This is a genomic window from Bradyrhizobium iriomotense (genome assembly GCF_018129405.1).
Lineage (GTDB): Bacteria > Pseudomonadota > Alphaproteobacteria > Rhizobiales > Xanthobacteraceae > Bradyrhizobium > Bradyrhizobium iriomotense_B.
The window spans coordinates 25,580-48,963 of the sequence record NZ_JAFCLP010000032.1 but is presented as its reverse complement, the minus strand read 5'-3'; the positions used below and the strand labels follow the sequence as shown (position 1 = coordinate 48,963).

General features: G+C 64.5%; 24 protein-coding genes. 19 read left to right on the top strand and 5 right to left on the bottom strand.

Annotated features, from left to right (window positions below; all coding sequences use genetic code 11):
• Positions 1 to 173 precede the first annotated feature (173 nt).
• The 6 genes from JQ592_RS36360 to JQ592_RS36335 all read left to right on the top strand — a co-directional run bounded on the left by JQ592_RS36360 (position 174) and on the right by JQ592_RS36335 (position 5,430).
• On the top strand, positions 174 to 785 hold the full coding sequence (locus tag JQ592_RS36360; RefSeq protein WP_211407516.1) for a sigma-70 family RNA polymerase sigma factor: 612 nt from the start codon (positions 174 to 176) through the stop codon (positions 783 to 785).
• Positions 786 to 1,134: 349 nt separating this feature from the next.
• Positions 1,135 to 1,833, top strand: a complete 699-nt coding sequence (locus JQ592_RS36355) for a cytochrome c biogenesis CcdA family protein (protein ID WP_211407515.1) — start codon at positions 1,135 to 1,137, stop codon at positions 1,831 to 1,833.
• Positions 1,834 to 1,864: 31 nt separating this feature from the next.
• Entirely contained in the window at positions 1,865 to 2,428 is a 564-nt protein-coding gene (locus tag JQ592_RS36350; protein WP_211407514.1) for a thioredoxin family protein, read from the top strand.
• A 103-nt stretch (positions 2,429 to 2,531) separates the two neighbouring features.
• Positions 2,532 to 3,503, top strand: coding sequence for a hypothetical protein (locus tag JQ592_RS36345; protein ID WP_211407513.1), 972 nt, complete (start codon positions 2,532 to 2,534; stop codon positions 3,501 to 3,503).
• Positions 3,504 to 3,711: 208 nt separating this feature from the next.
• Positions 3,712 to 4,305 (top strand): L,D-transpeptidase, encoded by a 594-nt coding sequence (locus JQ592_RS36340; protein ID WP_211407512.1) that lies wholly within the window; start codon positions 3,712 to 3,714, stop codon positions 4,303 to 4,305.
• A gap of 87 nt (positions 4,306 to 4,392) precedes the next feature.
• Entirely contained in the window at positions 4,393 to 5,430 is a 1,038-nt protein-coding gene (locus JQ592_RS36335) for an amino acid ABC transporter substrate-binding protein (protein ID WP_211407511.1), read from the top strand.
• A 230-nt stretch (positions 5,431 to 5,660) separates the two neighbouring features.
• Here the strand turns inward: JQ592_RS36335 and JQ592_RS36330 are convergent, their stop codons facing one another.
• Positions 5,661 to 6,800: an acyl-CoA dehydrogenase family protein gene (locus tag JQ592_RS36330; RefSeq protein WP_211407510.1), complete on the bottom strand. Its 1,140-nt coding sequence runs from the start codon at positions 6,798 to 6,800 to the stop codon at positions 5,661 to 5,663.
• 117 nt (positions 6,801 to 6,917) lie between these two features.
• Complete coding sequence (locus JQ592_RS36325; RefSeq protein WP_211407509.1) at positions 6,918 to 8,132, bottom strand: acyl-CoA dehydrogenase family protein; 1,215 nt, start codon at positions 8,130 to 8,132, stop codon at positions 6,918 to 6,920.
• Positions 8,133 to 8,270: 138 nt separating this feature from the next.
• Between JQ592_RS36325 and JQ592_RS36320 the strand changes: the two genes are divergently transcribed.
• Positions 8,271 to 8,816, top strand: coding sequence for a carboxymuconolactone decarboxylase family protein (locus tag JQ592_RS36320; protein WP_211407508.1), 546 nt, complete (start codon positions 8,271 to 8,273; stop codon positions 8,814 to 8,816).
• Between the two features lie 90 nt (positions 8,817 to 8,906).
• On the top strand, positions 8,907 to 9,401 hold the full coding sequence (locus JQ592_RS36315) for a VOC family protein (protein ID WP_211407507.1): 495 nt from the start codon (positions 8,907 to 8,909) through the stop codon (positions 9,399 to 9,401).
• A 105-nt stretch (positions 9,402 to 9,506) separates the two neighbouring features.
• Here JQ592_RS36315 and JQ592_RS36310 read toward each other — a convergent pair whose 3' ends face one another.
• Both JQ592_RS36310 and JQ592_RS36305 read right to left on the bottom strand, forming a co-directional pair.
• On the bottom strand, positions 9,507 to 10,745 hold the full coding sequence (locus JQ592_RS36310; protein WP_211407506.1) for an MFS transporter: 1,239 nt from the start codon (positions 10,743 to 10,745) through the stop codon (positions 9,507 to 9,509).
• 194 nt (positions 10,746 to 10,939) lie between these two features.
• Positions 10,940 to 12,187, bottom strand: a complete 1,248-nt coding sequence (locus tag JQ592_RS36305) for an MFS transporter (protein WP_211407505.1) — start codon at positions 12,185 to 12,187, stop codon at positions 10,940 to 10,942.
• A 217-nt stretch (positions 12,188 to 12,404) separates the two neighbouring features.
• On the opposite strand from JQ592_RS36305, the gene JQ592_RS36300 reads away from it, so the two are divergent.
• Positions 12,405 to 14,477 (top strand): prolyl oligopeptidase family serine peptidase, encoded by a 2,073-nt coding sequence (locus tag JQ592_RS36300; RefSeq protein WP_211407504.1) that lies wholly within the window; start codon positions 12,405 to 12,407, stop codon positions 14,475 to 14,477.
• A gap of 240 nt (positions 14,478 to 14,717) precedes the next feature.
• On the opposite strand, the gene JQ592_RS36295 is transcribed toward JQ592_RS36300, so the two are convergent.
• Positions 14,718 to 15,389, bottom strand: a complete 672-nt coding sequence (locus tag JQ592_RS36295; protein WP_211407503.1) for a DUF938 domain-containing protein — start codon at positions 15,387 to 15,389, stop codon at positions 14,718 to 14,720.
• Positions 15,390 to 15,687: 298 nt separating this feature from the next.
• Between JQ592_RS36295 and soxX the strand changes: the two genes are divergently transcribed.
• The 10 genes from soxX (at position 15,688) to JQ592_RS36245 (ending at position 23,362) form a co-directional block, all read left to right on the top strand.
• The gene (gene soxX / locus JQ592_RS36290; protein WP_211407502.1) at positions 15,688 to 16,041 is read left to right on the top strand and encodes a sulfur oxidation c-type cytochrome SoxX; all 354 of its coding nucleotides are present in this window, start codon (positions 15,688 to 15,690) and stop codon (positions 16,039 to 16,041) included.
• A 25-nt stretch (positions 16,042 to 16,066) separates the two neighbouring features.
• On the top strand, positions 16,067 to 16,558 hold the full coding sequence (gene soxY / locus JQ592_RS36285) for a thiosulfate oxidation carrier protein SoxY (protein WP_211407501.1): 492 nt from the start codon (positions 16,067 to 16,069) through the stop codon (positions 16,556 to 16,558).
• A gap of 11 nt (positions 16,559 to 16,569) precedes the next feature.
• On the top strand, positions 16,570 to 16,881 hold the full coding sequence (gene soxZ / locus JQ592_RS36280; protein WP_211407500.1) for a thiosulfate oxidation carrier complex protein SoxZ: 312 nt from the start codon (positions 16,570 to 16,572) through the stop codon (positions 16,879 to 16,881).
• The gene (gene soxA, locus JQ592_RS36275; RefSeq protein ID WP_211407499.1) at positions 16,881 to 17,744 is read left to right on the top strand and encodes a sulfur oxidation c-type cytochrome SoxA; all 864 of its coding nucleotides are present in this window, start codon (positions 16,881 to 16,883) and stop codon (positions 17,742 to 17,744) included. The genes soxZ and soxA overlap by 1 nt, the downstream gene beginning before the upstream one ends.
• On the top strand, positions 17,741 to 18,046 hold the full coding sequence (locus tag JQ592_RS36270) for a hypothetical protein (protein WP_211407498.1): 306 nt from the start codon (positions 17,741 to 17,743) through the stop codon (positions 18,044 to 18,046). The genes soxA and JQ592_RS36270 overlap by 4 nt, the downstream gene beginning before the upstream one ends.
• 61 nt (positions 18,047 to 18,107) lie before the next feature.
• On the top strand, positions 18,108 to 19,853 hold the full coding sequence (gene soxB / locus JQ592_RS36265; RefSeq protein WP_211407497.1) for a thiosulfohydrolase SoxB: 1,746 nt from the start codon (positions 18,108 to 18,110) through the stop codon (positions 19,851 to 19,853).
• Positions 19,854 to 19,855: 2 nt separating this feature from the next.
• Positions 19,856 to 20,314, top strand: coding sequence for a hypothetical protein (locus JQ592_RS36260; protein WP_211407496.1), 459 nt, complete (start codon positions 19,856 to 19,858; stop codon positions 20,312 to 20,314).
• A gap of 301 nt (positions 20,315 to 20,615) precedes the next feature.
• The gene (locus JQ592_RS36255; protein ID WP_211407525.1) at positions 20,616 to 21,653 is read left to right on the top strand and encodes an MBL fold metallo-hydrolase; all 1,038 of its coding nucleotides are present in this window, start codon (positions 20,616 to 20,618) and stop codon (positions 21,651 to 21,653) included.
• 74 nt (positions 21,654 to 21,727) lie between these two features.
• Complete coding sequence (locus JQ592_RS36250; protein ID WP_211407495.1) at positions 21,728 to 21,895, top strand: hypothetical protein; 168 nt, start codon at positions 21,728 to 21,730, stop codon at positions 21,893 to 21,895.
• A 261-nt stretch (positions 21,896 to 22,156) separates the two neighbouring features.
• On the top strand, positions 22,157 to 23,362 hold the full coding sequence (locus tag JQ592_RS36245; protein ID WP_211407494.1) for an MFS transporter: 1,206 nt from the start codon (positions 22,157 to 22,159) through the stop codon (positions 23,360 to 23,362).
• Positions 23,363 to 23,384 lie beyond the last annotated feature (22 nt).

The following is a 23,384-nucleotide window of genomic DNA, read 5'->3' as shown; positions in this document are numbered from 1 at the left end:
AATTTCCACGACTTTTTGCCCCGAATGTTTCGTCGCGCCCGGTTCGACGAAACAATTTGGCGGCGCACGAAACCATTTTCCGCTTTTCGCGCAGACGTCCCGAAACGGTGGCTGATTAACACTTTGGTCCAAGGAAACGCCGCTCGGTTGCGGCGCTACGGGGAGCCAAGTCCATGCCGAACGTCATCGCCATCAACGCCCAGGCCAGCCAGAGCATCATTGCCGCTCAGGCGACTTCGGACGACATGCTTCTCGAAAGCATTGCCGACGGCAACCGGACGGCCATGCACATCCTTTATTGCCGGCACAATGTGCGGGTCTACCGTTTCATCCTGCGCATCGTGCGTGACGCCACCACGGCGGAAGATCTGGTCAGCCAGGTGTTCCTCGACGTGTGGCGCACCGCCAGCCAATTCCAGGGCCGCTCGCAGGTCTCGACCTGGCTGCTCTCGATCGCTCGCTTCAAGGCGCTGACCGCGATGCGCCAGCGCCGCTTCGAGGACATCGACCAGGAAGACGTGCGCCAGATCCCCGATGATTGCGACACGCCGGAGACCTCGCTCGACCGCAGCGACACCAGCGCCATCCTGCGCGCCTGCGTGGCAAAACTGTCGCCCGCGCATCGCGAGATCATCAACCTCATCTACTACCACGAGAAGTCGGTGGAGGAGGTCGGGCAGATCATCGGCATCCCCCAGAGCACGGTGAAGACCCGGATGTTCTATGCCCGCAAGCAACTGGCCGATTTGCTTAAGGGCGCCGGCGTCGACCGTTTCGCCGCGTAAGGACAACGATTTCAATGGGATAGGACCGAAATTGCGGCCCTATCCCCGGACACGGAAGCGTTACCAGTGATGAAACAATTGAAACAAACGACAACATCAGGCGGAAAAACTTCCCCCCTATAAAGCTCCCATACGGTTTCGTTAAACCTCCCAAGACTTCCAACGACCCGGACGATGCCCCCGTCCGGGTCGTTTTGTATTTTGGGGGTGGTGAAGGTGCTCGGCCTTGTGTTCGAGACGCCCGCGGCCACGGCCCACGGCGACCCGCCCCGTCACGAAGCCGTGACGTCGCGTAACGCCTGACGCATCCAGTTCGAACTGCCCTCGTGACCGCCATCACGAGTGCGCCATGCTCGAACTTCTTTTCGCCGTCCTTGCCGGCATCCTCACGATCGCCGCGCCCTGCACGCTGCCGATGCTGCCGATCCTGCTTGGCGCCTCGATCGGGCGCGCGGGGCACTTGCGCCCCGCGATGATCGCGCTCGGCTTCGTCGTCTCCTTTTCCGCTGTTGCGCTGCTGCTCGGCGCGCTCACGCGGGCATTCGATTTCGATCCGAACGTGCTGCGCGAGGCCGCGTCCATCCTGCTGCTAGGCTTCGGCCTGTTGATGCTGTGGCCGGCGCCGTTCGAGTGGCTGTCGATCCGGCTCAATGGCTGGCTTGATCTCGGCAACGCCGGCACCACACAGCGCGAGGGCGCGCTTGGCGGGCTCGTGCTGGGCACCACGCTGGGCCTGGTCTGGACGCCCTGCGCAGGGCCGGTGCTCGGCTCGATCCTGACGCTGGTGGCAACCTCGAAGAACCTTGCCTGGGCCGGGACGCTGCTGGTCGCCTACGCCATCGGCGCGGCGATGCCCATGCTGGCGATCGCCTATGGCGGGCAGGCCGCGACCACGCGCGTGCGCAGCCTCGCGCGCATCTCGCCGCGGCTGCAGCAGGGCTTTGGCGTCGTCGTGATCGCCTTCGCCGTCGCCGCCTATTTCCAATACGACACGCTGATCGTGGCGTGGCTCACCGGATTCTATCCCACCGGCCAGATCGGCCTGTGATCATCCCCAAACTTCACCGGAGGACGCTTCCATGACTTTCAAACTGCTCGCCGTCTCCGCCGCACTGATCGGCATCACTGTCACCGGCGCCGTCATCCCCGGCATCTGCGACGAGGCCGCGCGCGCCACGCCCATCGTCACCGCTGCCGCTAATCAGCAGACCGCGCCCGACTTCACCGGCATCACCAACTGGTTCAACTCGAAACCGCTCAGCATCGCCGATCTCCGCGGCAAGGTCGTGCTGGTCGACTTCTGGACCTATGGCTGCGTCAACTGCGTCAACACGCTGCCGCACGTCACCGACCTCTACGCCAAGTACAAGGACCGGGGTCTCGTCGTGGTCGGCGTGCACACGCCGGAATTCCCGTTCGAGCGTTCGGCCTCGAACGTGCAGGCCGCGCTGAAGCGCCACGGCATCACCTATCCGGTGGCGCAGGACAATGATTCCAGGACCTGGAACGCCTACAGCAACCAATATTGGCCGGCGCAATACATCATCGACCAGACCGGCAAGATCGTGTTCCAGCACGCCGGCGAAGGCCGCTACGACGAGATCGACCGCACGGTGGCAAAGCTGCTGAACGTGAGCAGCTAGTATCTGGCGAGCACCACGCGGCTGGTTTCGCCTAACACCCTTGTTGCTTGACTCCACGGACCCGTCCGTGGAGTTTCGCGGGCGACGCAATCAGCCGCCCGCAATGGACGCGAACACCAGCACCGACATCCGCCTTCGTGAAGGTTCCTCGATCGCACAACGGCTGGTCGTGGCCGGCTCCGCGGCCGCCGTTGCGCTCTGCTTCACGCCGGGCCTGTTTACGCACGACACCCTGGAAATCATCATATCGGTGGTAGCGCTGCTGGTGGGAGCCGGGTTCGTCGTCGGGATCATGATGGCGCCGGCGGTGGTGTGGATCATCACGCCTGATGAGATCCTGATCGGGCACCAGCGGCCGTTCGGGAAACTGCAGACGCGGATCGTCACGAAGGACGAGATCAGCGGACTGCAAGTTCCCGGCAGCAAGAGGGTGAAGGCCCGCTTTCAACTCGTCTTCACACTCGTCTCGGGAGAGCGCCTGACGTCGCCACCGATCTCCGACGTCACCCATGTTCGTGACACCGTGGCGTGGATCGCCACGCATTTCGACGTTCCCAATGTCGAGACACCGACCAACCCGCTCGATGCCAGCAATCCCGAGATGCATCTCGGCGAGCCGCTCGAGGCGTTTTCCGCAAGGGACATCCGCATCGTTGCGCTGATCGCCGTGGCGCTGTCCGCCGTTCCCTACGCCTACAAGCTCTGGCGTGGCCTCTCCCCCAGCCATGTCGATATCCTGCTGCTGCCGCTAGGCGCGATCGCCGCCTTCGCCGTCTATCGCTACGCCAACCTCGCGACCGGCGCGTTCTGGATCATCAGGCAAGGAGATATTCGCGTGGAGCGCCTGTGGGGCGACGGCAGCCTGCGCGCCGACCATATCGAGGGGCGCGACGTGAAATCGATCACGGTCGAGCGCCGCGGCCGGTCCGAGGACGAGCACTGCATCGTCGTGATCCGGCTGCATTCGGGACGACGGTTTCGCAGTCCCCGAATCGGCTCGCGGCCCGAGGCCCGTGCCGTGGGCACCGAGATCGTGCGGCGGCTCGGGATCGCGCCGGAGAGCAACAAGATCTGAAACGGCGGGGAAGGGCGCGCACCACCACCGCGGTACCGGTCTAAGCTTTTCGCGCCATCCCCTGTTTGTGGCATTGCCCCCGCCCCGTCAAAAAACCAAAGCATTCTCGTGACATATCAGGGCAGCGCGCCATCAACTTGCCATGAACTTGCCCCTGAGATTTGATGGCTTTGAATGATTTGCGCTGTGGCAGCGGGGAGAGCTTGAAATGACGGATTATCGTCGCCTGACGGGGGCGTTCATCACGGCCCTGAGCCTGGTTCTGACCAGCTCATACGCCTCCGCCCAGCAGCCTGACCGCGGCGACGAGCCGGGCCTGATCGCCGACGACGCCTATCAACTCGATCCGGAATGGCAGAAGCAGGTCGTCTACTTCCGCACCACGGAAGCGCCGGGCACGATCATCGTCTCGACCGCCGAGCGGCACCTCTACCTGGTGCAGCCCGGCGGGCGCGCGATCCGCTACGGCATCGGTGTGGGGCGCGACGGATTTCAGTGGCAGGGGCTGGTGACCATCACCAATAAGAAGGAATGGCCGGACTGGACGCCGCCGCCGGAGATGATCCAGCGCCAGCCCTACCTGCCGCGCTTCATGGCCGGCGGCCCCGGCAATCCGCTGGGGGCCCGCGCGATGTATCTGGGCACCACCGTCTACCGCATCCACGGCACCAACAGGCCCGACACCATCGGCACCAAGGTGTCCTCGGGCTGCTTCCGTCTCGTCAACAACGACGTCGCCGATCTCTACGATCGCGTCCCTGTCGGGACCAAGGTGGTCATCCGGCAGAAGCCCGAACTCTAAGGGCTATGGTTCGAGCATGATCGCACCGATCATGCTCTGCCCCCTCCCCCCATTTCCTTTTCCCGATTTTTTCGAGAGAGAGACATCATGCGCAGTTTTCGAGGCGGCCTGCTGATCGGGCTCGCGGTCGCCGTGCTGGTCGGCGTTCTCGCCGTCATCTACGAGTTCTACGACACCCGCACCCTGAAGCGCACGGTTCGCCGCGGCGAGGTGCTGTGCGGCGTCAACAAGGGCCTGCCGGGCTTCTCGATCCCCGACGACAAGGGCAACTGGACCGGCTTCGACGTCGATTTCTGCCGTGCGGTGGCGGCGGCGATCTTCAACGACCCGGGCAAGGCGAAGTTCGTTCCGCTCGACGCCAGCGAGCGCTTCAGGGAATTGCAGAGCCGGAAGGTCGACATCCTCTCGCGCAACTCGACCTGGAGCATGGCGCGCGAGCTCGACTACGACCTCTATTTCCCCGCGGTCGCCTATTACGACGGCGCAGGCTTCATGCTGCCGCGTTCGCGCAACAAGGAGACCTCGCTGGACCTGACCGGCAGCAAGGTCTGCGTGCAGGCCGGCACCACCACGGCGCTCAACGTCTCCGACTACTTCCGTGCCAACAACATGAAGTATGAAGAGGTGAAGTTCGACAAGCTCGACGACGTGGTGAAGGCCTATGACACGGGCAAGTGCGACACGCTTTCCGCCGACGTCTCGCAGCTCTATGCGCTGAGGCTGAACCTGTCGAAGCCCGGCGACCACATGATCCTGCCGGACATGATCTCCAAGGAGCCGCTCGCCCCCGTGGTGCGCCAGCGCGACGACGACTGGATGATGATCGTGAAGTGGACGCTCTACGCCATGATCAACGCCGAAGAACTCGGCGTCTCCTCGGAGAATATCGACGAGGCCCTGAAGTCGAAGAAGCCGGAAGTGATGCGCCTCGTCGGCACCGAGGGCAATTACGGCGAGCAGCTCGGCCTCACCAAGGACTGGGTCGTCCGCATCATCCGCAGCGTCGGCAATTACGGCGAGATGTACGAGCGCAACATCGGCGAGAAGTCCAAGCTGAAGATCCCGCGCGGCATGAACCAGCTGTGGAATGCGGGCGGTGTGCAGTACGCGCCGCCGATGCGGTAGGACGGTCTGACCGCCGTCATTGCGAGCGAAGCGAAGCAATCCAGAATCTTTCCACGGCGACAGTCTGGATTGCTTCGTCGCAAGCGCTCCTCGCAATGACGAGCTTGGGGCTGGCGCTTTCCACACTCTCAACTGCCGTAGCCCGGATGGAGCGTAGCGCAATCCGGGGCGGTCTCATCACGCGGACAGAACCCGGATTTCGCTACGCTCCATCCGGGCTACAGGATCCATCAATACCCCCGCGCCCGCGCCAGCTGTTCGGTGTGGTAGTTCGCATCGCCGAACAATTCCTCGCACACCCGGGCGCGCTTCATGAAGAAGCCGATGTCGAACTGGTCGGTCATGCCCATGCCGCCGTGCATCTGCACGCCTTCCTGCACCGCGCGCGTGGCGGTGGTGCCGGCGCGCGCCTTGGCCACCGCGACGGCTGAGGCGGCCTTGGCGACGTCCGCATCCAGCGCCTGCAGCGCCTTCATGGTGGCGGCGCGGGTGATCTCGATGTCGACATAGAGCTGCGCGGCGCGGTGCTGCAGCGCCTGGAATTCACCGATCAGCTTGCCGAACTGTTTTCTGTTCTTGAGATACTCGACGGTGCGGCCAAACACCTCGTCGCTAAGGCCGACCATTTCGGCAGCGACCGCTCCGCGGCCGATATCGAGCACGCCGTCGAGCAGTGCGGCGCCCTGATCGACCTCGCCGAGCACGCTGTCGGCGGTGACCTCGACATTGGCGAAATCGATCCGCGCCGCGTTATGCGCATCGACCATGATGGTGCGCTCGATCGCAACGCCCTTGGCCGCAGGGTTCACCAGGAACAGCGTCAGCCCTTCGCGCTCACCGGCGGCGCCCGCCGTGCGCGCCGCGACGATGAAGAGATCGGCGACGTGACCATCGACGACGAGCGCCTTGGCGCCGGAAAGTTTAAAACCGTTGCCGGCGCGCACGGCCTGCAGACTGGTTTGCAGCGGGCGATGCTTGGCGCCCTCGTCGATGGCGAGCGTTGCGAGCAGCGAGCCACTCGCAATCTTTGGCAGATATTCCGACTTCTGCGCGGCATTGCCGCCGCGGTTGAGCGCGGAGGCCGCGATCACACTGGTGGCGAGGAAGGGCGACGGCATCAAGGTGCGGCCGATCTCCTCCATGACGACACCGGCCTCCATGAATCCGAGGCCGCTGCCGCCGAACTCTTCCGGCACCAAGAGGCCGGCAAAGCCCATCTCGGCGAAGGATTGCCACAGCTCCTTGGAGAAGCCGGTGGGATCCTTGGAGTCGCGCAAATGGCGCAGGTGCGACACCGGCGCCTTGTCGCTGATCAGCCCGCGCGCTGAGTCGCGGAGCATCGATTGTTCTTCGGTGAGGACGAGGGCCATGTGGTTAAGTCTCTAAGTCTTGCAAATCTGTTGGTGTCATTCCGGGGCGATACGCAGCATCGAACCCGGAATCTCGAGGTTCCGGGTTCGGTCCTGCGGACCGCCCCGGAACGACGCTTAAGCCCCCGGCAAATCCAGGATGCGCTTGGCGACGATGCCGAGCATCACTTCGCTGGTGCCGCCCTCGATCGAGTTGGCCTTGGTGCGCAGCCAGGCGCGCGGGCGGGCGCCCTGCTTGGAGCGTTCGCTCTCCCATTCCAGCGCATCGACGCCGCCGGCCGACATCAGGATCTCGTAGCGGCGCTTGTTGAGCTCGGTGCCGTAATATTTCATCGCCGAGGAGAACGCCGGATGCGCCTGCCCCGCCTTGGCGAGATCGACCGCGCGCTCGGCACAGGCCGCGAGCGCGGCTTCATCGACGTCGAAGCTCGCAATCTGGCCGCGCAGCATGGAATCATCGAGCCGCCCCAGCGCATCGGAGCCGACCGAGTCGGCCGCGATCTGGCCGAGCGGACGGCCGACGCCGCGCTCGCCCATCCCCGAGATCATCGCGCGCTCATGCTGGAGCAGATATTTTGCGACGTCCCAGCCGCGGTTGACGGTGCCGACCACATGCGATTTCGGCACGCGGACGCCGTCGAAAAACGTTTCGCAGAACGGCGAGTAGCCGGAGATCAACAGGATCGGCTTGGTCGAGACACCCTTCGAGGTCATGTCGAACAGGATGAAGCTGATGCCGTCATGCTTCTTCGCCGCGGGATCGGTGCGGACGAGGCAGAAGATCCAGTCGGCGTAATTGGCGTAACTCGTCCAGATCTTCGAACCCGTGATGACGAAATCGTCGCCGTCGCTCTCGGCGCGGGTCTGCAGCGAGGCGAGATCGGAGCCGGCGTTGGGCTCGGAATAGCCCTGGCACCAGCGGATCTCGCCCGCGGCGATCTTCGGCAGATGCTCCTTCTTCTGGGCGTCGTTGCCGTATTTCAGCAATGCCGGCCCGAGCATCCAGATGCCGAAGCTCGACAGCGGCGGACGCGCGCCGATTCTTCCCATCTCCGCGCGCAGCACCTTGTGCTCGGCGGCGCTAAGGCCCCCGCCACCGTATTCCTTCGGCCAATCAGGCACGGTCCAGCCCTTGTCGCGCATGCGCTCGAACCAGACGCGCTGCGGCTCGGACGAGAATTTTGCGTTGCGTCCGCCCCAGAACACGTCGGCATCCGACGTCGCGGGCTTGCGCATCTCCGGCGGGCAGTTGGCTTCCAGCCAGGCACGCGTCTCGTTGCGGAATGTTTCGAGATCGGCGGTCTCAGTGTCGCTGGTTTTAGAGTCAGTCATTGGTCGTTTCCATCACTCAAAATCGACTTGTTGGCGGCGACTCTGGGCCAAGCTCCTGCGGAATTCAACCACTTCCGCTGCCGCATTCGGCTATAGTCGCAGCTCACGACGGTGCTTGAAAACAAAGAGGAAACGACAATGCGCCTGAAACTTCTTTCGCCTGGCGAAATGAACGAGAGCCAGCGGCAGACCTATGACGAGTCGATTGCCGGCAAGCGGGGCAAGCCGCCGGCGCCGATGATGGCCTGGCTGAGCAGCCCGGAGATGGCGCGCCACGCCACGCGGCTCGGCGAGGTGATGCGCTTCGACACGATATTCCCCGCAAAGCTCTCCGAGATCGCGATCCTGGTGACGGCGCGGCACTGGACCGCGCATTACGAATGGTATGCGCATAAGCGCCTCGCGCTCGCCGGAGGTATGGACCCGAGAATCATCGAAGCGATCCGCGACCGCCGCACGCCCGAGTTCGACGATCCCAAGGGGAAGATGATCTACGACGTCGCGAAGTCGCTGCACGAAGGCCACGGCGTCGAGAAGGGTTTGTATGATGAGGCGGTGAAGCTGCTCAGCGAACGCGGCGTCGTCGAGGTGATCGGGCTGTGCGGCTATTACACGCTGGTGTCGATGACGCTGAACACGTTCGAGTTCGGCCTGCCCGAGGGCGAGGTGTCGGAGCTGTCATAGTTTCGTGTTCGGAAACAATGCGTTTCGGGATCGGCCAGTAGCACTGTCCCGGGGCCCGCCTTATGTGCACGTTTTCAACGGAGCATTTCCATGTCGCAAACCCCAGCCGTCGCCGCCGGCACCAGGATCGGCCACGTCCATCTCAAGGTCGCCGATCTCGATCGTGCGCTCGGCTTCTATTGCGGCGTGCTCGGCTTCGAGCTGATGCAGCGGATGGGCTCGGGCGCGGCCTTCATCTCGGCCGGCGGCTATCATCACCACATCGGGCTCAACACCTGGGAGAGCAAGGGCGGCTCGCCGCCGCCGCCGGGCACGACCGGCCTCTTCCACACCGCGATTCTCTATCCGACGCGCCCCGCGCTGGCGGATGCGCTGCACCGGGTGCTCTCGGCCGGCATTGCGCTGGACGGCGCGAGCGACCACGGCGTCAGCGAGGCGCTATATTTGCGTGACCCCGACGAGAATGGCGTGGAGCTGTATTGGGACAAGCCGCGGGAGCAATGGCCGTTCGGGCCGGACGGCAAGCTGGCGATGTTCACCAAGCGGCTGGATGTGGAGGCGTTGTTGCGGCAGCGGGAGGGGTGATGCCGTAGGGGCACGATCTCGTAGGGTGGGCAAAGGCGCACAGCGCCGTGCCCACCATCCTTCCGTGATGGATACAGATCGTGGGCACGCTTCGCTTTGCCCACCCTACGAGAGCTTCGCTTTTGGCTTCCCCCGCACCATGATCAGCGCAGCCGCCATCACCTCCAGCGCGATGCAGAGATAGAACGGCAGCACATAACCGCCGGAGAGATCGCGCAAGGCCCCGACGACGCCCGGGCCGAACGCATAGGTCACCTGGTTGACCGCGGTGTTGAGGCTGATCAGCACGCCGAACGAAGCAGAGTCAAACTCCTGCTGCACGATCAGCGAGGGCAGCGTGATGAGATTGCCGACCGAGAAGCCGAACACCGCGCAGGCTGCGATCAGCACGTAGTCGTTGTGCAGGTTGATGACGACGAGAAGCGCGGCGGCCTGGCTGAGGAACGAGATTGCGGAGGCGAGGCGCTGGTTGAGGCGGTCGATCACCAGCGAGAACAGCACGCGGCCGACCACCGCCATCGCGGTCAATACCGCGACGGCAACCGCGGCGCGCTCGCGGCCGATCACGGGATCGAGGAACGAGATCAGGTGCACGATGAAGCCGACCTGCGCGAACAGCACCAGCGAGAATGCGATCGTCACCGTGAGGAAGCCGACGTCGCGCAGCGCCCAGGCGCGGATCTCTGTCGACGATTGCGGCTTCGCCTTCGCCGCCGCCTGCCAGCCGTGAAGATCGGGCGGACGGCCGACGAGAAGCAGGATCACCGGCACGAGCAGCACCAGCATGGCGCCGGCGGCGGCGTACATCGCACTGGCAAAGCCGACTTGGCCGATCAGCGTCACCAGCAGCGGCACGCCGACGATGCCGCCAAAACTGGCGCCGTTGAGCGCGAGGCTGATCGCCATGCCGCGCCTGTGGTCGAACCACAGGCTGATGGTGTTGGTGACCATGGCAAGGCTGGTGCCGGCCCAGCCGAAGGCGAGCACGGCGTCGGCGAGATAGAGCTGCCAGGGCTCGCGCACTGCGCCGATCGCGACCGCGGCGGCCGCCATCGCCAGCGTTCCGGCGATCAGGCTGAGCCGCGGACCATATTTTCTCACGGCCTCGCCGACAAAGACGACCAGCAGCGCGCCGAACAGATAGAAGAACGTCGTGCCGGAGGAGATCAGCGAGGTGGGCCAGCCCCGCGCGCGCTGCAGTTCGGCGACATAGACGCTCTGGCCGTAGAAGCCGAGCCCCCAGCCGAAGGTCGCGAGCAGGAAGCAGACGGCGACGATGCGCCAGCCTTCGTAACGGAGGGAGGATTCGTCGATAGGAACCGAATGGCGGGGGCTGTCGAGCATTTGCGCTTGTCCTTGGTTCCCCCGCGAGCGCGGTACGTTACGCCCGTCTGTTGATGACGAGCATCATGTAACAACCGCACTCCCGAAAATCACTTCGAGCTGGATCGAAGTATCGACGCTGCTGACAGCCTCCCGCCAACTTGTTTGAGCATGATCTTTTCGGAGAACCGCTGCGCACTTCTCCGGATCATGCTTCAGATCCCGTCGGGGAACTCGCCGATGGCCGCCTCCAGGCGCGCCTTGCGGCGGCGGGCCCACGAGACCAGCGAGAGCACGGCAAGGCCGAGCACGACCGGCGGGAACACCACCATGTTCACCGCGGACCAGCCGTAATTGGCGAGCAATTGCCCGGAGGAGAACGAGCCGATCGCCATCATGCCGAACACCAGGAAATCGTTGAAGGCCTGCACCTTGTTGCGCTCCTGCGGGCGGTGCGTCTCCAGCACCAGTGCAGAGGCGCCGATGAAGGAGAAATTCCACCCCACACCCAGCACGATCAGCGTCGCCCAGAAGTGCATCGCCGTGAGGCCGGACAGACCGATGGTGGCGGCGCCGGCTTCCAGCAGCAATCCGGCGGCCACGATCTTCGGGGCGCCGAAGCGCGCGATCAGCGTGCCCGTGAAGAAGCTCGGCCCATACATGGCGACGATGTGCCATTGCAGGCCGAAATTGGAATCGGACACGGACAGGCCGCACAGCTTCATGGCGAGCGGCGCCGAGGTCATCACCAGGTTCATCATGGGATAGGCGATGACGCCGCACAGCGCCGCCGCGATGAAGCGCGGCTGGGTCACGATGGTCAGCAGCGGCCGGCCGCCGTGCAGATCGGCCGGAGCGGGCCTCGGCATATCGACGCCGGCGACGATGCCCATCGCGATCAGCGCGACGGCCGCCTGCACCAGGAAGCTGAAGGCGAACAGATAGGGCTGCCAGACATCCATGGTCCATTGCACGAGCTGCGGACCGAGCACGCCGGCGAACACGCCGCCGGCCATCACCCAGGACACCGCCTTCGGCCGGTAGGCCGTGCTGGCGCCATCGGCGGCCGCGAAGCGATAGGATTGCGCCACCGCGCCGTAAAGGCCGCCGAGAAAGGTCGCCAGACAAAACAGCGCGAACGAGCCGTGCAGGATTGCGAACGAGCCGAGCAAGCCGGTGAGCGCTCCGAGACCGGTGCCGGTGATGAAGGCGGCACGGCGGCCGAAGCGGCGCGAGATCGCGCCGGTCGGCAGCGTGCCGGCGGCGAGCCCCACCACATACATCGAGATCGGCACGGTCGCGAGCGACATGTCCGGCGCGAGCGTGGCGCCGACGATCGCACCGGTGGCGAAAATGACCGCCGAGTTGGCGCCGGTCAGCGCCTGGGCGGCGGCAAGGCGCACCACATTGGCGCGCACGCGAGCATCGGCGGCGATCTCATTGACAGCAGTTACGTCCAGCATCGGCACTTCCGCCCCAAGGGGCTTTTGAGGCGTTTGAGGCTTTCGAGGGCCTTGTTGATTCCCGGCACTATGAAGGGGCGCGGAAGGGCGGGCAACCGACGCAAACGGGCGCGGGCCATGCCTCTGACGCAATCGCTGGGATGATAGCGGAGCGCCCCCTTGACGGCTTGCGCTCGATCAAATCCTATCCGCCGCGATTTTTCCGGGAGTTTCGTTCATGACCGTCGACGACAGGCCCACGCTCAGCGCTCCCGACGACGATCCCTGGCTGTGGCTGGAGGAGATCGAGGGCAGGCAGGCGCTCGATTTCGTCGAGCGGCAGAACAGCCTGACGCTCCAGGCGTTCGGCGGAGCGGCGTTCGAACGCGACCGCGACATTCTCGCTGCAATCTACGACCGGCCCGACAACATTCCCTATGTCAGCCGCCGCGGCACCGACCTGCACAATCTCTGGAAGGACGCCGTCAACCCGCGCGGCCTGTGGCGGCGAACGACGCTTGCGGAATTTCGCAAAGCCGCACCAGTGTGGGAGACCATGCTGGATATCGACCAGCTCGCGGCAAAGGAAGGCGAAGACTGGCTGCTGAGCGGGATCGCCACGATGCCGGGAAGCTCGCGCGCCATTCTGAGCCTGTCGCGCGGCGGCAGTGACGCCGTCACGCTGCGCGAGTTCGATCTCGCTACCAAGAGCTTCGTTGCGGACGGCTTTACGCTGCCGGAGGCCAAGGGCGGCGTCGACTGGCTCGATGCCGACACGCTGCTGCTGTCGAGCGCCCATGGCGGCGAGGGCATGGCGACGAGCTCGGGCTATGCGCGAACGGTTCGCCTGTGGCGGCGCGGCCAAAAGGTCGAGCAGGCGCAAATGATCATCGAGACCGCCGCCGATCACATGTCGATCTACGGCATGGCCGACGACACCGCACCTGTTCCGCGAGTCTGGATCGTCGACCAGATCGACTTCTTCAATGGCGAGATCTGGCTGCGCGATGCGGCCGGCACGATAACGAAGCTCGATCTGCCGACCGGCGTCTGGATGCAGGCCCATGGCGACTGGTTCGCGATCAAGCTGCGCAAGGACTGGCAGGTCGAAGGCCGCACCTATGCCACCGACACCGTGCTCGGCATCTCGCTCTCCGCCTTCCTTGCCGGCAACCGCGATTTTGCGGTGCTGTTCGAGCCGGCACCGCGGCGCGCGCTGCAAGGTCTGTTCTGGGCGGCGGGCAAACTGGTGCTGTCGATCCTCGACGAGCTCAAGCCGCAATTCGAGATCTGTACGCCATCCGCCACCGGCTGGAGCCGCGAGACGCTGCCCGGCCTGCCTGAGATCGGCGTCGTCGACGTCTGGCCGCTCGATCGCCATCCGTCCGAAAGCAATGGCGATTTGCTCGCCAATGTGCAGGACCCGCTCACGCCGCCCTCGCTGCTGCTGATCGCGCGCGGCGTCGCAAGTCCGACCGTGCTGAAGCAGGCGCCGAAGACGTTCACTGCCGACGGGCTCGTGGTGACGCAGCATGAGGCGATCTCTGTTGACGGCGAGCGTATTCCCTATGTGCAGACCGGCCCCGCCGGGGAAACCGGCGATGCGCCGGTCTTCATGAGCGCCTATGGCGGCTTCGCAGTTTCGGTGAAGCCGTATTACAATCCCTCGCTCGGCAAGCTGTGGCTGGAGCGCGGCGGCACCACGGTGCAGGCGAATTTGCGCGGCGGCGGCGAGTTTGGCACGCGCTGGCACGATGCCGGCCGGCTTGCGGGCAAGAAGCTGTCGCATGACGATTTCGCGGCCGTCGCCGCCGACCTCGTCCGCCGCGGCGTGACGAGCGCGAAACGCATCGCGGCGCAGGGCGGATCGAACGGCGGCATCCTCATCACCAACATGCTGGTGCGCTATCCCGAGCGTTTCGGCGCGCTGTTCTGCACCATCCCGCTGATCGATATGCGCCGCTACACGAAGCTGCTCGCGGGCGCGAGCTGGATCGCGGAATATGGCGATCCCGACAAGGTGGAGGAGTGGGAATGGCTGAAGACCTACTCCGCCTATCACAATGTGAAGGCCGGCCAGTCCTATCCGCCGATCCTGATCGCCACCACGCGGCGCGACGACCGCGTCCACCCCGGCCATGCCCGCAAGATGGCGGCAAAGCTCCAGGCGATGGGCTATGAAGCCTGGTTCTACGAGCCGGCCGCAGGTGGCCACGGCTACGGCAAGGACAACAAGGAGCGCGCCGGCTTTGAGGTACTCGGCTTCCGCTTCTTGAAGGACAAGATCGGTTGGAGGGATGGCGAGACTTGACGCTACGGGACAGCCAAACGCGCGGCCATCCTTCGAGACGCCCGCCAATGGCGGGCTCCTCAGGATGAGGACGGAATGCGTGGCAGCAGTTTCAACGGGCGCGGTGCTGCTTAGCCTCATCCTGAGGGACCGCTGGAAGCGGGCGTCTCGAAGGACGAGGCGTGCGGTTAGACGTTGCCAAGAGTCATATGCGATTACCCTCCCCCGCAAGCGGGCGAGCGAGCGCACCGCCGTCACGGCTTAGCGCGAAAACACCAGCGTCAGATTGTTCGCGGGCATCTCGATCGTATCGACGAGGCCGAGACCTGCCGCCTTCGCCAGCTTCTCGACATCGACGACGTCGCGGACGCCCCAGTCGGGATTGCCTTCGCGTAAAGACGTGTCGAACACGGCATTGCTGAGTGCGGTGTGCTTGCCGTCGCGCTTGAACGGACCATAGAGGAACAGCTTGCCGTCAGCGCGCAAGTATCGTCCGGCGCCGGCGAACAGGCCTTCGGCCACGGTCCACGGCGCGATGTGGATGACATTGGCGCAGAACACGGCGGCAAGGCTGGTCGGCCCCTGCCCGCTTTTCATCTCCGGGCACCAATCGGGATCGGTGAGATCGATCCGTAAGGGCGAGCGGATGTTTGGCAGGCCCGAATGGATGCGCCAGGCCTCGATGCTTTTCACGTGCCTCTGGTTGAGGTCGCTCGGCCACCAGATCAAGCCGGGCGTATGCCGGGCGAAATAGACCACGTGCTGGCCGGTTCCGCTGCCGACCTCGACCACGTTGCCGGTCAGCCCAGTGAGATGCTTCTCCAGGGCCGCCCAGATCGGCTCGTGATTGCGATGGAAGGCGGGCGCATCGAGCCGGCCGTCAGGCTCGACCCGTCCGCCGTCCCTGCCAAATTCGACGACATATTCAGCCAAGTGAGGTCCCCTTGAAAAAACGAGAACGCGATGAAAACAGGGTGCACGTCCAAACGCCCCGGAAACAGCCGGCCCACCCATTGCCTTTAACTCTTGTAACTAACCCTTGTAACTAACCCTTGTAACTAACCCTTGGGCCAAATCGGCCGAACAGATAATCTCTTCAGTTGCAATGCGGAAGATATTAACTCCATTTTGCCGCGTGCATAGTCTTGATTGTCAGGGGCAGCCCTTTGTGCTTTTGAACGCTTCTATTTGCGCGATCGAGACCATCGCCATAACGCCTCGGAATGACGCCTTGACCGCCCTTTTCCGGACGCCCGTCCTGTTCCTCCTGCTGGCCATCGCCGCCGGCCTCGCCAGCCCGGCGCAGGCACAATCCACCGTGACTGACGGCCAGAAGCTCGCCTTCGACCGCGGCAAGGGCAATTGCCTGACCTGCCATGTCATCAAAGGCGGCGACCTGCCGGGAACGATCGGACCGGAACTGAAGGACATCAAGTCAAAATACCCTGATCGCAACGAGCTGGTGGCGATCATCTTCGACGAGACCAAGCGCAATCCCCAGACCATGATGCCGCCGTTCGGCCGGAACCGGATTTTGACCGAACAGGAGATCAGCGCGATCGTTGATTTCCTGCAGACCCTGTAACGGCGGGCCGCCCAGGAGACTAGAGATGACCACGACCACCGGCCCTCATCCGACGCGGCGCCTGATCCTTCAGGGCGCGGCCTCCGTCGCGTTGCTCGGCCTCGGCAATCTGCCGTTCGGGGCCATGTCTGCGCTCGCGGCAGCGAACGACAAATATCCGGACGAGGCGTTCAAGTTGAAGAACGAGGCCGACGCGATCAAGGCGCTCTACGGCAAGGCCGCCGAGCCGTCCGACAAGGTCAAGCTCGATGCGCCCGAGATTGCCGAGAACGGCGGCGTGGTGCCGATCTCGGTGACGACGACGCTCGACAAGGTGGCCTCGATCTCGTTCTTCGTCGCCGAGAACCCGTTCGCGCTGGCGGCCTCCTACAGGATTCCTGACGGCACGATCCCGAGCGTTGCCAACCGCCTGAAGATGGCGAAGACCACCAACGTGACCGCGATCGTGGAAGCCGACGGCAAGCTCTACAGCGCGACCAAGGAAGTGAAGGTCACCGTCGGCGGTTGCGGCGGCTAAGGAGAACGGAGATGGCATCGAGCATTCGCGTACGCGCCACCGCCAACGGCGACATCACCGAGGTGCAGGCTCTGATCCAGCACCCCATGGACACCGGTCTCGTCAAGGATTCCAAGGGTGAAGTGATCCCCGCGCATTTCATCCAGCAGCTGAAGTTCGAATGTAACGGCAAGGACGTGTTCGTCGCCGATTGGGGCACCGCGGTCTCCAAAGATCCCTACGTCAAGTTCAGCTTCAAGGGCGCCAAGAAGGGCGACGAGCTCAAGATCTCCTGGACCGACAACAAGGGTGGCTCGGACACGACCACCGCGAAGATCGCGTGATGAAGGCCCGCATCCACCTCCTGCTTGGCTCGCTCAGCGCCGCGCTCGTCGCGTTCGCCCTGACCTCTCCGCGCGTGGTCGCGGCCGACAAGGTCGATCCTGTCACTGACGCCAAGGCGTTCCAGAACTTTTTCTTCCAGAAGTTTCCGAACGTGAAGCACGAGGATTTCGTCAACGGTCCTTATTCGATGAACGAGGACATGAAGCGGCAGTGGCAGGAGAAGGAAGAATTCCCGCCTTACGAGTTCGCGCTCGATGCCGGCAAGGAGATGTTTGCGACCCCGTTCAAGAACGGCAAGACCTATGCCGACTGCTTCCCGAACGGCGGCATCGGCATCCGCCAGAACTATCCCTATTTCGACGAGAAGGAAGGCAAGGTCGTCACGCTGGAGCTCGCGCTCAACCGCTGCCGCGAGGCCAATGGCGAAGCACCCTACTCCTACGTCAAGGACGAGATGGCCTCGCTGACCGCCTACATGGCCTACACCTCGCGCGGCAAGCCGATGGACATCAAGATCCCCGATGATCCCCGCGCGCTCGCGGCATTCGAAAACGGCAAGCGCTATTTCTACACGCGGCGCGGCCAGATGAACTTCTCCTGCGCGAGCTGCCATGTGCAGAGCCCGGGCGAGCGCATCCGCGCCGAGATCCTGGCGCCGGCGCTCGGCATTCTGAACGCGATGCCGATCTACCGCTCCGAATGGAGCGGCATGGGCACGATCAGCCGCCGCTTCGTCACCTGCAACAGCCAGACCCGCGCGGTTCCGCTGGAGCCGCAGGCGGACGAGTATCGCGATGTCGAATATTTCCTCTCCTATGTCGCCAACGGCCTGCCGATCTCGGGCCCGGGAGCGCGGCCATGAAGCGGTCACTTGCTCTCGCCATACTGCTCGCCTCGAGCCTTGCGCCATCCGCGCGCGCGGCGAATGAGGCGGACTACAAGGCGGCCTATGCCGCCGCCGAGGCTGCCTCCAAGGAGGCAGCCGGCATGCGCAACCAGTGGACCGTGACCGTATCCGCGCTGGCGGCCGCCAAGAGGGCCGCAGATGGCGGCGATTTCGACCGCGCAACGGCTGCTGCGAAAGAGGCCGAAGCGCTGGCGAAGGCGTCGATCTTCCAGGCGACGTCCGAAAAAGAAGCCTGGAAGGCGATGGAAATCCGCTAGACTGGGCCTGTTGGAACTGTCGGACCGTCGTTGAAGGGGCGCGGAGAATTCGAGATTCGAGATGGCCATCCGCCGCCGCGATTTCCTGAAGGGTGCAGGCCTTGCCGCCGTATCGCTCAGCCTGCCCCGGCTTGCGCGCGGCACCGACACTGCGAGCATCTACGAGCTCGAGCGGTTCGGCAATGCGCGGATCCTGCACATCACCGACGCCCATGCGCAGCTCAACCCGGTCTATTTCCGCGAGCCCAGCGTCAATATCGGCATCGGCGAGATGGCCGGACGCCCGCCGCATCTGGTCGGCCGCGCCTTTCTGGAGCGGTTCGGCATCAGGCCTGACAGTGCCGATGCCTATGCCTTCACCTGCTTCGAGTTCGAGAAGTCCGCGGGACGCTTCGGCAAGCTCGGCGGCTTTGCCCATCTGAAGACCCTGGTCGATCGCCTGCGCGGCGATGTCGGCGAGAAAGATTCCGTGCTCGTCGACGGCGGCGATCTCTGGCAGGGCACCGGGCTTGCCAACGTCATGCAGGGCCGCGACATGGTCGAGGTCGCCAATCTGCTCGGCATCGAGGCGATGACCGGGCATTGGGAATTCACCTATGGCGAGCAGGCGCTGCGCGACAATCTCGAGCGCTTCAAGGGCGAGTTTCTGGCGCAGAACGTGTTCCTGACCGAGGAAGCCGCGTTCAACGACGCCCGCGCCTTCGATCCCGCAACCGGGCGCGTGTTCAAGCCCTCTTTCATCAAGGAGCTCGGCAGTCATCGCGTCGCGATCGTCGGCCAGGCCTTTCCTTACGTGCCGATCGCGCATCCAAAACGCTTCACGCCGGACTGGACCTTCGGCATCCGCGAGGAGGAGCTGCAGAAGCATGTCGATGCCTTGCGCGGCACCGACAAGGTCGATGCCGTGATCCTGCTGTCGCACAACGGCATGGACGTTGACCTCAAGCTCGCCAGCCGCGTCACCGGCATCGACGTCATCCTCGGCGGCCACACCCATGATGCCGTGCCGCAGCCGATCGCCGTGAAGAACGCGGGTGGGACGACGCTCGTCACCAATGCCGGCTCCAACGGAAAATTCCTGGGCGTGCTCGATCTCGCGCTCGAAAAGGGCAAGGTCAGCGACGTCCGCTATCATCTGCTGCCGGTCTATTCGGAGCTCCTGAAGCCCGATCCGGCGATGGCCGAGTTGATCGGGCGGGTCCGTGCGTCGCATGTCGCCGACTGGTCGGAGAAGATCGCGACACCCGACCGCCTGCTGTATCGCCGCGGCAATTTCTCCGGGCCCATGGACGAACTGATCTGCACCGCGCTGCGCACCGAGCTCGATGCCGAGATCGCGCTGTCGCCGGGCTTCCGCTGGGGCGTCACCGCGCTGTCGGGCCAGGCGCTGACCATGGAGGATCTGCTCGCGGAAACCGCGATCACCTATCCCGAGACCTATGTGCAGGAGATGACCGGCGCCGAGATCAAGACCGTGCTGGAAGACGTCTGCGACAATCTCTTCAACGCCGATCCCTACTACCAGCAGGGCGGCGACATGGTGCGCGCCGGCGGGCTCAGCTACACCTGCACGCCGACGGAGGCGATCGGCAGCCGCATCTCCGAGCTGACGCTCAATGGCGGCAAGGCGATCAACGCCAGCCATCGCTACAAGGTCGCAGGCTGGGCCTCGGTCAACGGCCGGCAGGGCGCACCGGTGTGGGAGGTCGTCGGCAAATATCTGCGCTCGGGCCGGATGCTTCAGGAGCGGCTCGGCACCGGCATCGCGCTGAAAGGCGTCGACGGCAACCCGGGCATTGCGGGATAGCGATGATGCCGTTGCAGCCGTTTCGCGCGATGCTGCTGGCGCTGCTCGCCTGGGCCGCGATGCCACAGGCGTTGGCGCAGCAGGTGCCGCTGCAGGACAAGCCGTTCGCCGAGCACAAGATCGTGCTGCAGCTCTCCGATGGCGATGCGAAGAAACAGGCGCTGGTGCTGAGCGTCGCCAACAATCTGCTGAAGGCCTACGATCCCGACAAGGTCGCGATCGAGGTGGTGGCGTTCGGCCCCGGCATCGACCTGTTGCTGTCAGGCAGCGAGCGCCGCAAGCAGGTCGAAAGCCTGATCGCCCAGGGCGTACGCTTCGACATCTGTCTCAACACGATCGACACGATGGAACGGGAGACGGGCAAGCGACCGGAGTTCATTCCGGGCGCGACGCCGGTGCAGGTCGGGGTCGGGCAGATCCTGTTTCTGGCGGAGAATGGGTACACGGTGGTGCGGCCGTAATCTGAGCCACACCCTCCCCTGTCGTCCCGGACAAGCGCGCCTCAAGCGCGCGCCGATCCGGGACCCATAGCCACAGGGAGGAGTTTGGCGCGAGCTGGCAACCACGAATCTTCGCCAAACTCCTCCCTGGGGGTATGGGTCCCGGCCTTCGCCGGGACGACACCGAGATTGAGGCACCAGTCCCCCGCCATCACCAACAATAAGAATCTTCCAAATATTACCATTCACACAGTGAATTGCTTCTCTTTCTGACCCGTACCGTAGTAGAATCTTGGAAGTCAGTTCCAAGCCGGGTCCTGCCATGATCTTCCGCCAGCTCTTCGACAGCGTTTCGGGCACCTATAGCTACGTCCTCGCCAGCCGCCCCGGCGGCGAGGCGCTGATCCTCGATCCTGTGCTGGAGAAGGTCGACCGCTATTGCCAGCTGCTGCGCGAGCTCGACCTCAAGCTGGTGAAGGCGGTCGATACGCATCTGCATGCCGACCACGTCACCGGGCTCGGCGAGCTGCGCGACCGCACCCATTGCATGACCGTGATGGGCGACCAGACCAAGGCCGACGTGGTGGCGATGCGGGTCGCGGACGGCGACAAGGTGACGATCGAGGGCCTGTCGCTCGACGTGATGTACACGCCGGGCCACACCGATGATTCCTATTCCTATTTGATGGGCGACCGCGTCTTCACCGGCGACACGCTGCTGATCCGCGGCACCGGCCGCACCGATTTCCAGAACGGTTCGGCGCGCGCGCAATACGATTCGATATTCAACCGCCTGCTCAAGCTGCCGGACGAGACGATGGTGTTTCCGGCCCACGACTACAAGGGCGACACCGTCTCCACCATCGGCGAGGAGAAGCGCTACAATCCGCGGCTTCAGGTGCGCTCGGTCGACGAATATATCGAGCTGATGGGCAATTTGAAGCTGCCCAATCCGAAGATGATGGACGTGGCGATCCCCGCCAACATGCATGTCGGCCTGCATCAGGAGGAGCTGGAGAAGGAGGGCCGCGTGCTCAGCGCGGTCGAGGCGATCCGCACGCTCGGCCGGCCCGACATCCTGCTGGTGGATCTGCGCGAGACCAATGAGCGGATGAAGCACGGCATGCTCGAGGGCGCGCTGCACACGCCCTATCCCTCGGTCGAGGAAAGCCTGAAGCCCGGCGGCATGCTGCGCGAGGTCGCGGCCGCAACGGGCCGCCGCGTGGTGTTCTTCTGCGCCTTCGGCGAGCGCTCGGCGATGGCGGTTGCGGCTGCGAAACAAGCGGGCCTTCTCAACACCGCCCATATCGCCGGCGGCATCGATGCCTGGAAAAAGGCGGGCGGGCCGGTCATGCACTGACGGTCGCTTTGCCCCCTTGAGATAAGTCAGGCGGCGGATAGATTCGGATGCAGCATCACCATCCGGGACCAGCCATGGCCAAAACCGGGACTACGACCACCAAGCCGAGCGGGCCGCCGAAGACGACCGACGACAAGGCAAAGAAGCCGCCACCGCGCGACATCGACGACGACGATTATGAGGACGGCGATATCGCAACGCCGAAGCGCGATCGGTATGGCCCGGATGACGAGCCGTTGTGAGGGGGGGCTCGGCTCTGGCCACGCTCTCAGCCGTCGTCCTGGCGAAAGCCAGGACCCATACCGCGTGATCTCTCGATTGTGACCGGTCGCAGTACCGGACGACGATCCCCCACCAAACTGCTCCCTGGGGTAATGGGTCCTGGCTTTCGCCAGGACGACGGGAATCACCGCCCGCACTACCTGCCATGCGCCTGCGTTCATGGACAAATAACCGCCCTCCCCGATAGTTTGCCCGTCTATCGGGAGTGAAACGGAACTGCAATGGTCGACGTTCTCGCCGCACCGCAGCAAGGCAAGGCGGACAGTGCGCTGCGCACGCTGACGGGGATCTCGATCGCGCATTGGGTCAGCCATTTCCATCTGCTGGTCCTGCCGATGCTGTTCCCGTTTCTGAAGGAGAAGCTCGGCGTCGGCTATGTCGAGCTCGGTCTCTCGCTGACCACGCTCGCCGTCGTCTCCGGCCTGACGCAGGCGCCGACCGGCTATCTCGTCGACCATTTTGGCGCGCGCAAAATCCTGCTGATCGGGCTGACGCTCGGCGGCTGCGCGCTGATCCTGCTCGGGCTGCATCTGAGCTACGCCGCGCTGATCGCCTGCGCCGTGCTGCTCGGGCTCGCCAACAGCGTCTATCACCCCGCCGATTACGCGATCCTGGCCGAGCACATGGACGAGGCGCGGATGGGCCGCGCCTTCTCGGTCCACACTTTTGCCGGCTATCTCGGCGGCGCGGTGACGCCGGCGATCGTCGCCGCACTGGTCACGATGTGGGGCGGCGTCGGCGCGCTGATCGCATCGGGCACGGTCGCCATTCTGGTGGCGCTGCTGCTGGTGGCCATGGGCATCCCTGAGGCCGGCGCACACAAGAAGAAGCCGGGCAGCGAGAGCGCGCCGAAGCAGGCCGTGATCACCCCGGCGCTGATCACGCTGACTGCGCTGTTCATGCTGCTCAGCCTGTCGGTCGCCGGCATCAACAATTTCGGCGTGGTGGCGCTGATGAGCGGCTACGGCGCCTCCTACTCGATCGCCAATGTCGCACTGACCGCGTTCCTCGGCGCCAGCGCTGCGGGCGTGCTCGCCGGCGGCTTCCTCGCCGACCACACCGCGCGCCACGGCTATGTCGCGGCGGCCTGCTTTGCCGCGAATGCGGCCATCGTGCTCCTGATCGCGCTGGTGACGCTGCCGGGCTGGGCCCTGACCGCCACGATGGCGACCGCGGGCTTCCTCTCCGGCGTGATCGCGCCGTCGCGCGACATGCTGGTGCGCAACGCCGCGCCTGCGGGCGCGGCGGGGCGCGCCTTCGGCATCGTCTCCACCGGCTTCAATCTCGGCGGCATCGTCTCACCGCTGCTGTTCGGCTGGATCATGGACCAGAGCGCGCCGCATTGGGTGTTCGGCGCGTCCGTGATCTTCATGCTGGCGACTGTGGTGCTGTCGCCGTTCACGGAACGGAAGCCGGCCAAGGCGTAGTAACCGTCGTCCCGGCGAACGC

Bases quoted from the DNA above. Each gene is read 5' to 3' on its own strand.
- JQ592_RS36360 (WP_211407516.1), top strand. From the start codon at position 174: ATGCCGAACGTCATCGCCATCAACGCCCAGGCCAGCCAGAGCATCATT.
- JQ592_RS36355 (WP_211407515.1), top strand. From the start codon at position 1,135: ATGCTCGAACTTCTTTTCGCCGTCCTTGCCGGCATCCTCACGATCGCC.
- JQ592_RS36350 (WP_211407514.1), top strand. From the start codon at position 1,865: ATGACTTTCAAACTGCTCGCCGTCTCCGCCGCACTGATCGGCATCACT.
- JQ592_RS36345 (WP_211407513.1), top strand. From the start codon at position 2,532: ATGGACGCGAACACCAGCACCGACATCCGCCTTCGTGAAGGTTCCTCG.
- JQ592_RS36340 (WP_211407512.1), top strand. From the start codon at position 3,712: ATGACGGATTATCGTCGCCTGACGGGGGCGTTCATCACGGCCCTGAGC.
- JQ592_RS36335 (WP_211407511.1), top strand. From the start codon at position 4,393: ATGCGCAGTTTTCGAGGCGGCCTGCTGATCGGGCTCGCGGTCGCCGTG.
- JQ592_RS36330 (WP_211407510.1), bottom strand. From the start codon at position 6,800: ATGGCCCTCGTCCTCACCGAAGAACAATCGATGCTCCGCGACTCAGCG.
- JQ592_RS36325 (WP_211407509.1), bottom strand. From the start codon at position 8,132: ATGACTGACTCTAAAACCAGCGACACTGAGACCGCCGATCTCGAAACA.
- JQ592_RS36320 (WP_211407508.1), top strand. From the start codon at position 8,271: ATGCGCCTGAAACTTCTTTCGCCTGGCGAAATGAACGAGAGCCAGCGG.
- JQ592_RS36315 (WP_211407507.1), top strand. From the start codon at position 8,907: ATGTCGCAAACCCCAGCCGTCGCCGCCGGCACCAGGATCGGCCACGTC.
- JQ592_RS36310 (WP_211407506.1), bottom strand. From the start codon at position 10,745: ATGCTCGACAGCCCCCGCCATTCGGTTCCTATCGACGAATCCTCCCTC.
- JQ592_RS36305 (WP_211407505.1), bottom strand. From the start codon at position 12,187: ATGCTGGACGTAACTGCTGTCAATGAGATCGCCGCCGATGCTCGCGTG.
- JQ592_RS36300 (WP_211407504.1), top strand. From the start codon at position 12,405: ATGACCGTCGACGACAGGCCCACGCTCAGCGCTCCCGACGACGATCCC.
- soxY (WP_211407501.1), top strand. From the start codon at position 16,067: ATGACCACGACCACCGGCCCTCATCCGACGCGGCGCCTGATCCTTCAG.
- soxZ (WP_211407500.1), top strand. From the start codon at position 16,570: ATGGCATCGAGCATTCGCGTACGCGCCACCGCCAACGGCGACATCACC.
- soxA (WP_211407499.1), top strand. From the start codon at position 16,881: ATGAAGGCCCGCATCCACCTCCTGCTTGGCTCGCTCAGCGCCGCGCTC.
- JQ592_RS36270 (WP_211407498.1), top strand. From the start codon at position 17,741: ATGAAGCGGTCACTTGCTCTCGCCATACTGCTCGCCTCGAGCCTTGCG.
- soxB (WP_211407497.1), top strand. From the start codon at position 18,108: ATGGCCATCCGCCGCCGCGATTTCCTGAAGGGTGCAGGCCTTGCCGCC.
- JQ592_RS36260 (WP_211407496.1), top strand. From the start codon at position 19,856: ATGATGCCGTTGCAGCCGTTTCGCGCGATGCTGCTGGCGCTGCTCGCC.
- JQ592_RS36255 (WP_211407525.1), top strand. From the start codon at position 20,616: ATGATCTTCCGCCAGCTCTTCGACAGCGTTTCGGGCACCTATAGCTAC.
- JQ592_RS36250 (WP_211407495.1), top strand. From the start codon at position 21,728: ATGGCCAAAACCGGGACTACGACCACCAAGCCGAGCGGGCCGCCGAAG.
- JQ592_RS36245 (WP_211407494.1), top strand. From the start codon at position 22,157: ATGGTCGACGTTCTCGCCGCACCGCAGCAAGGCAAGGCGGACAGTGCG.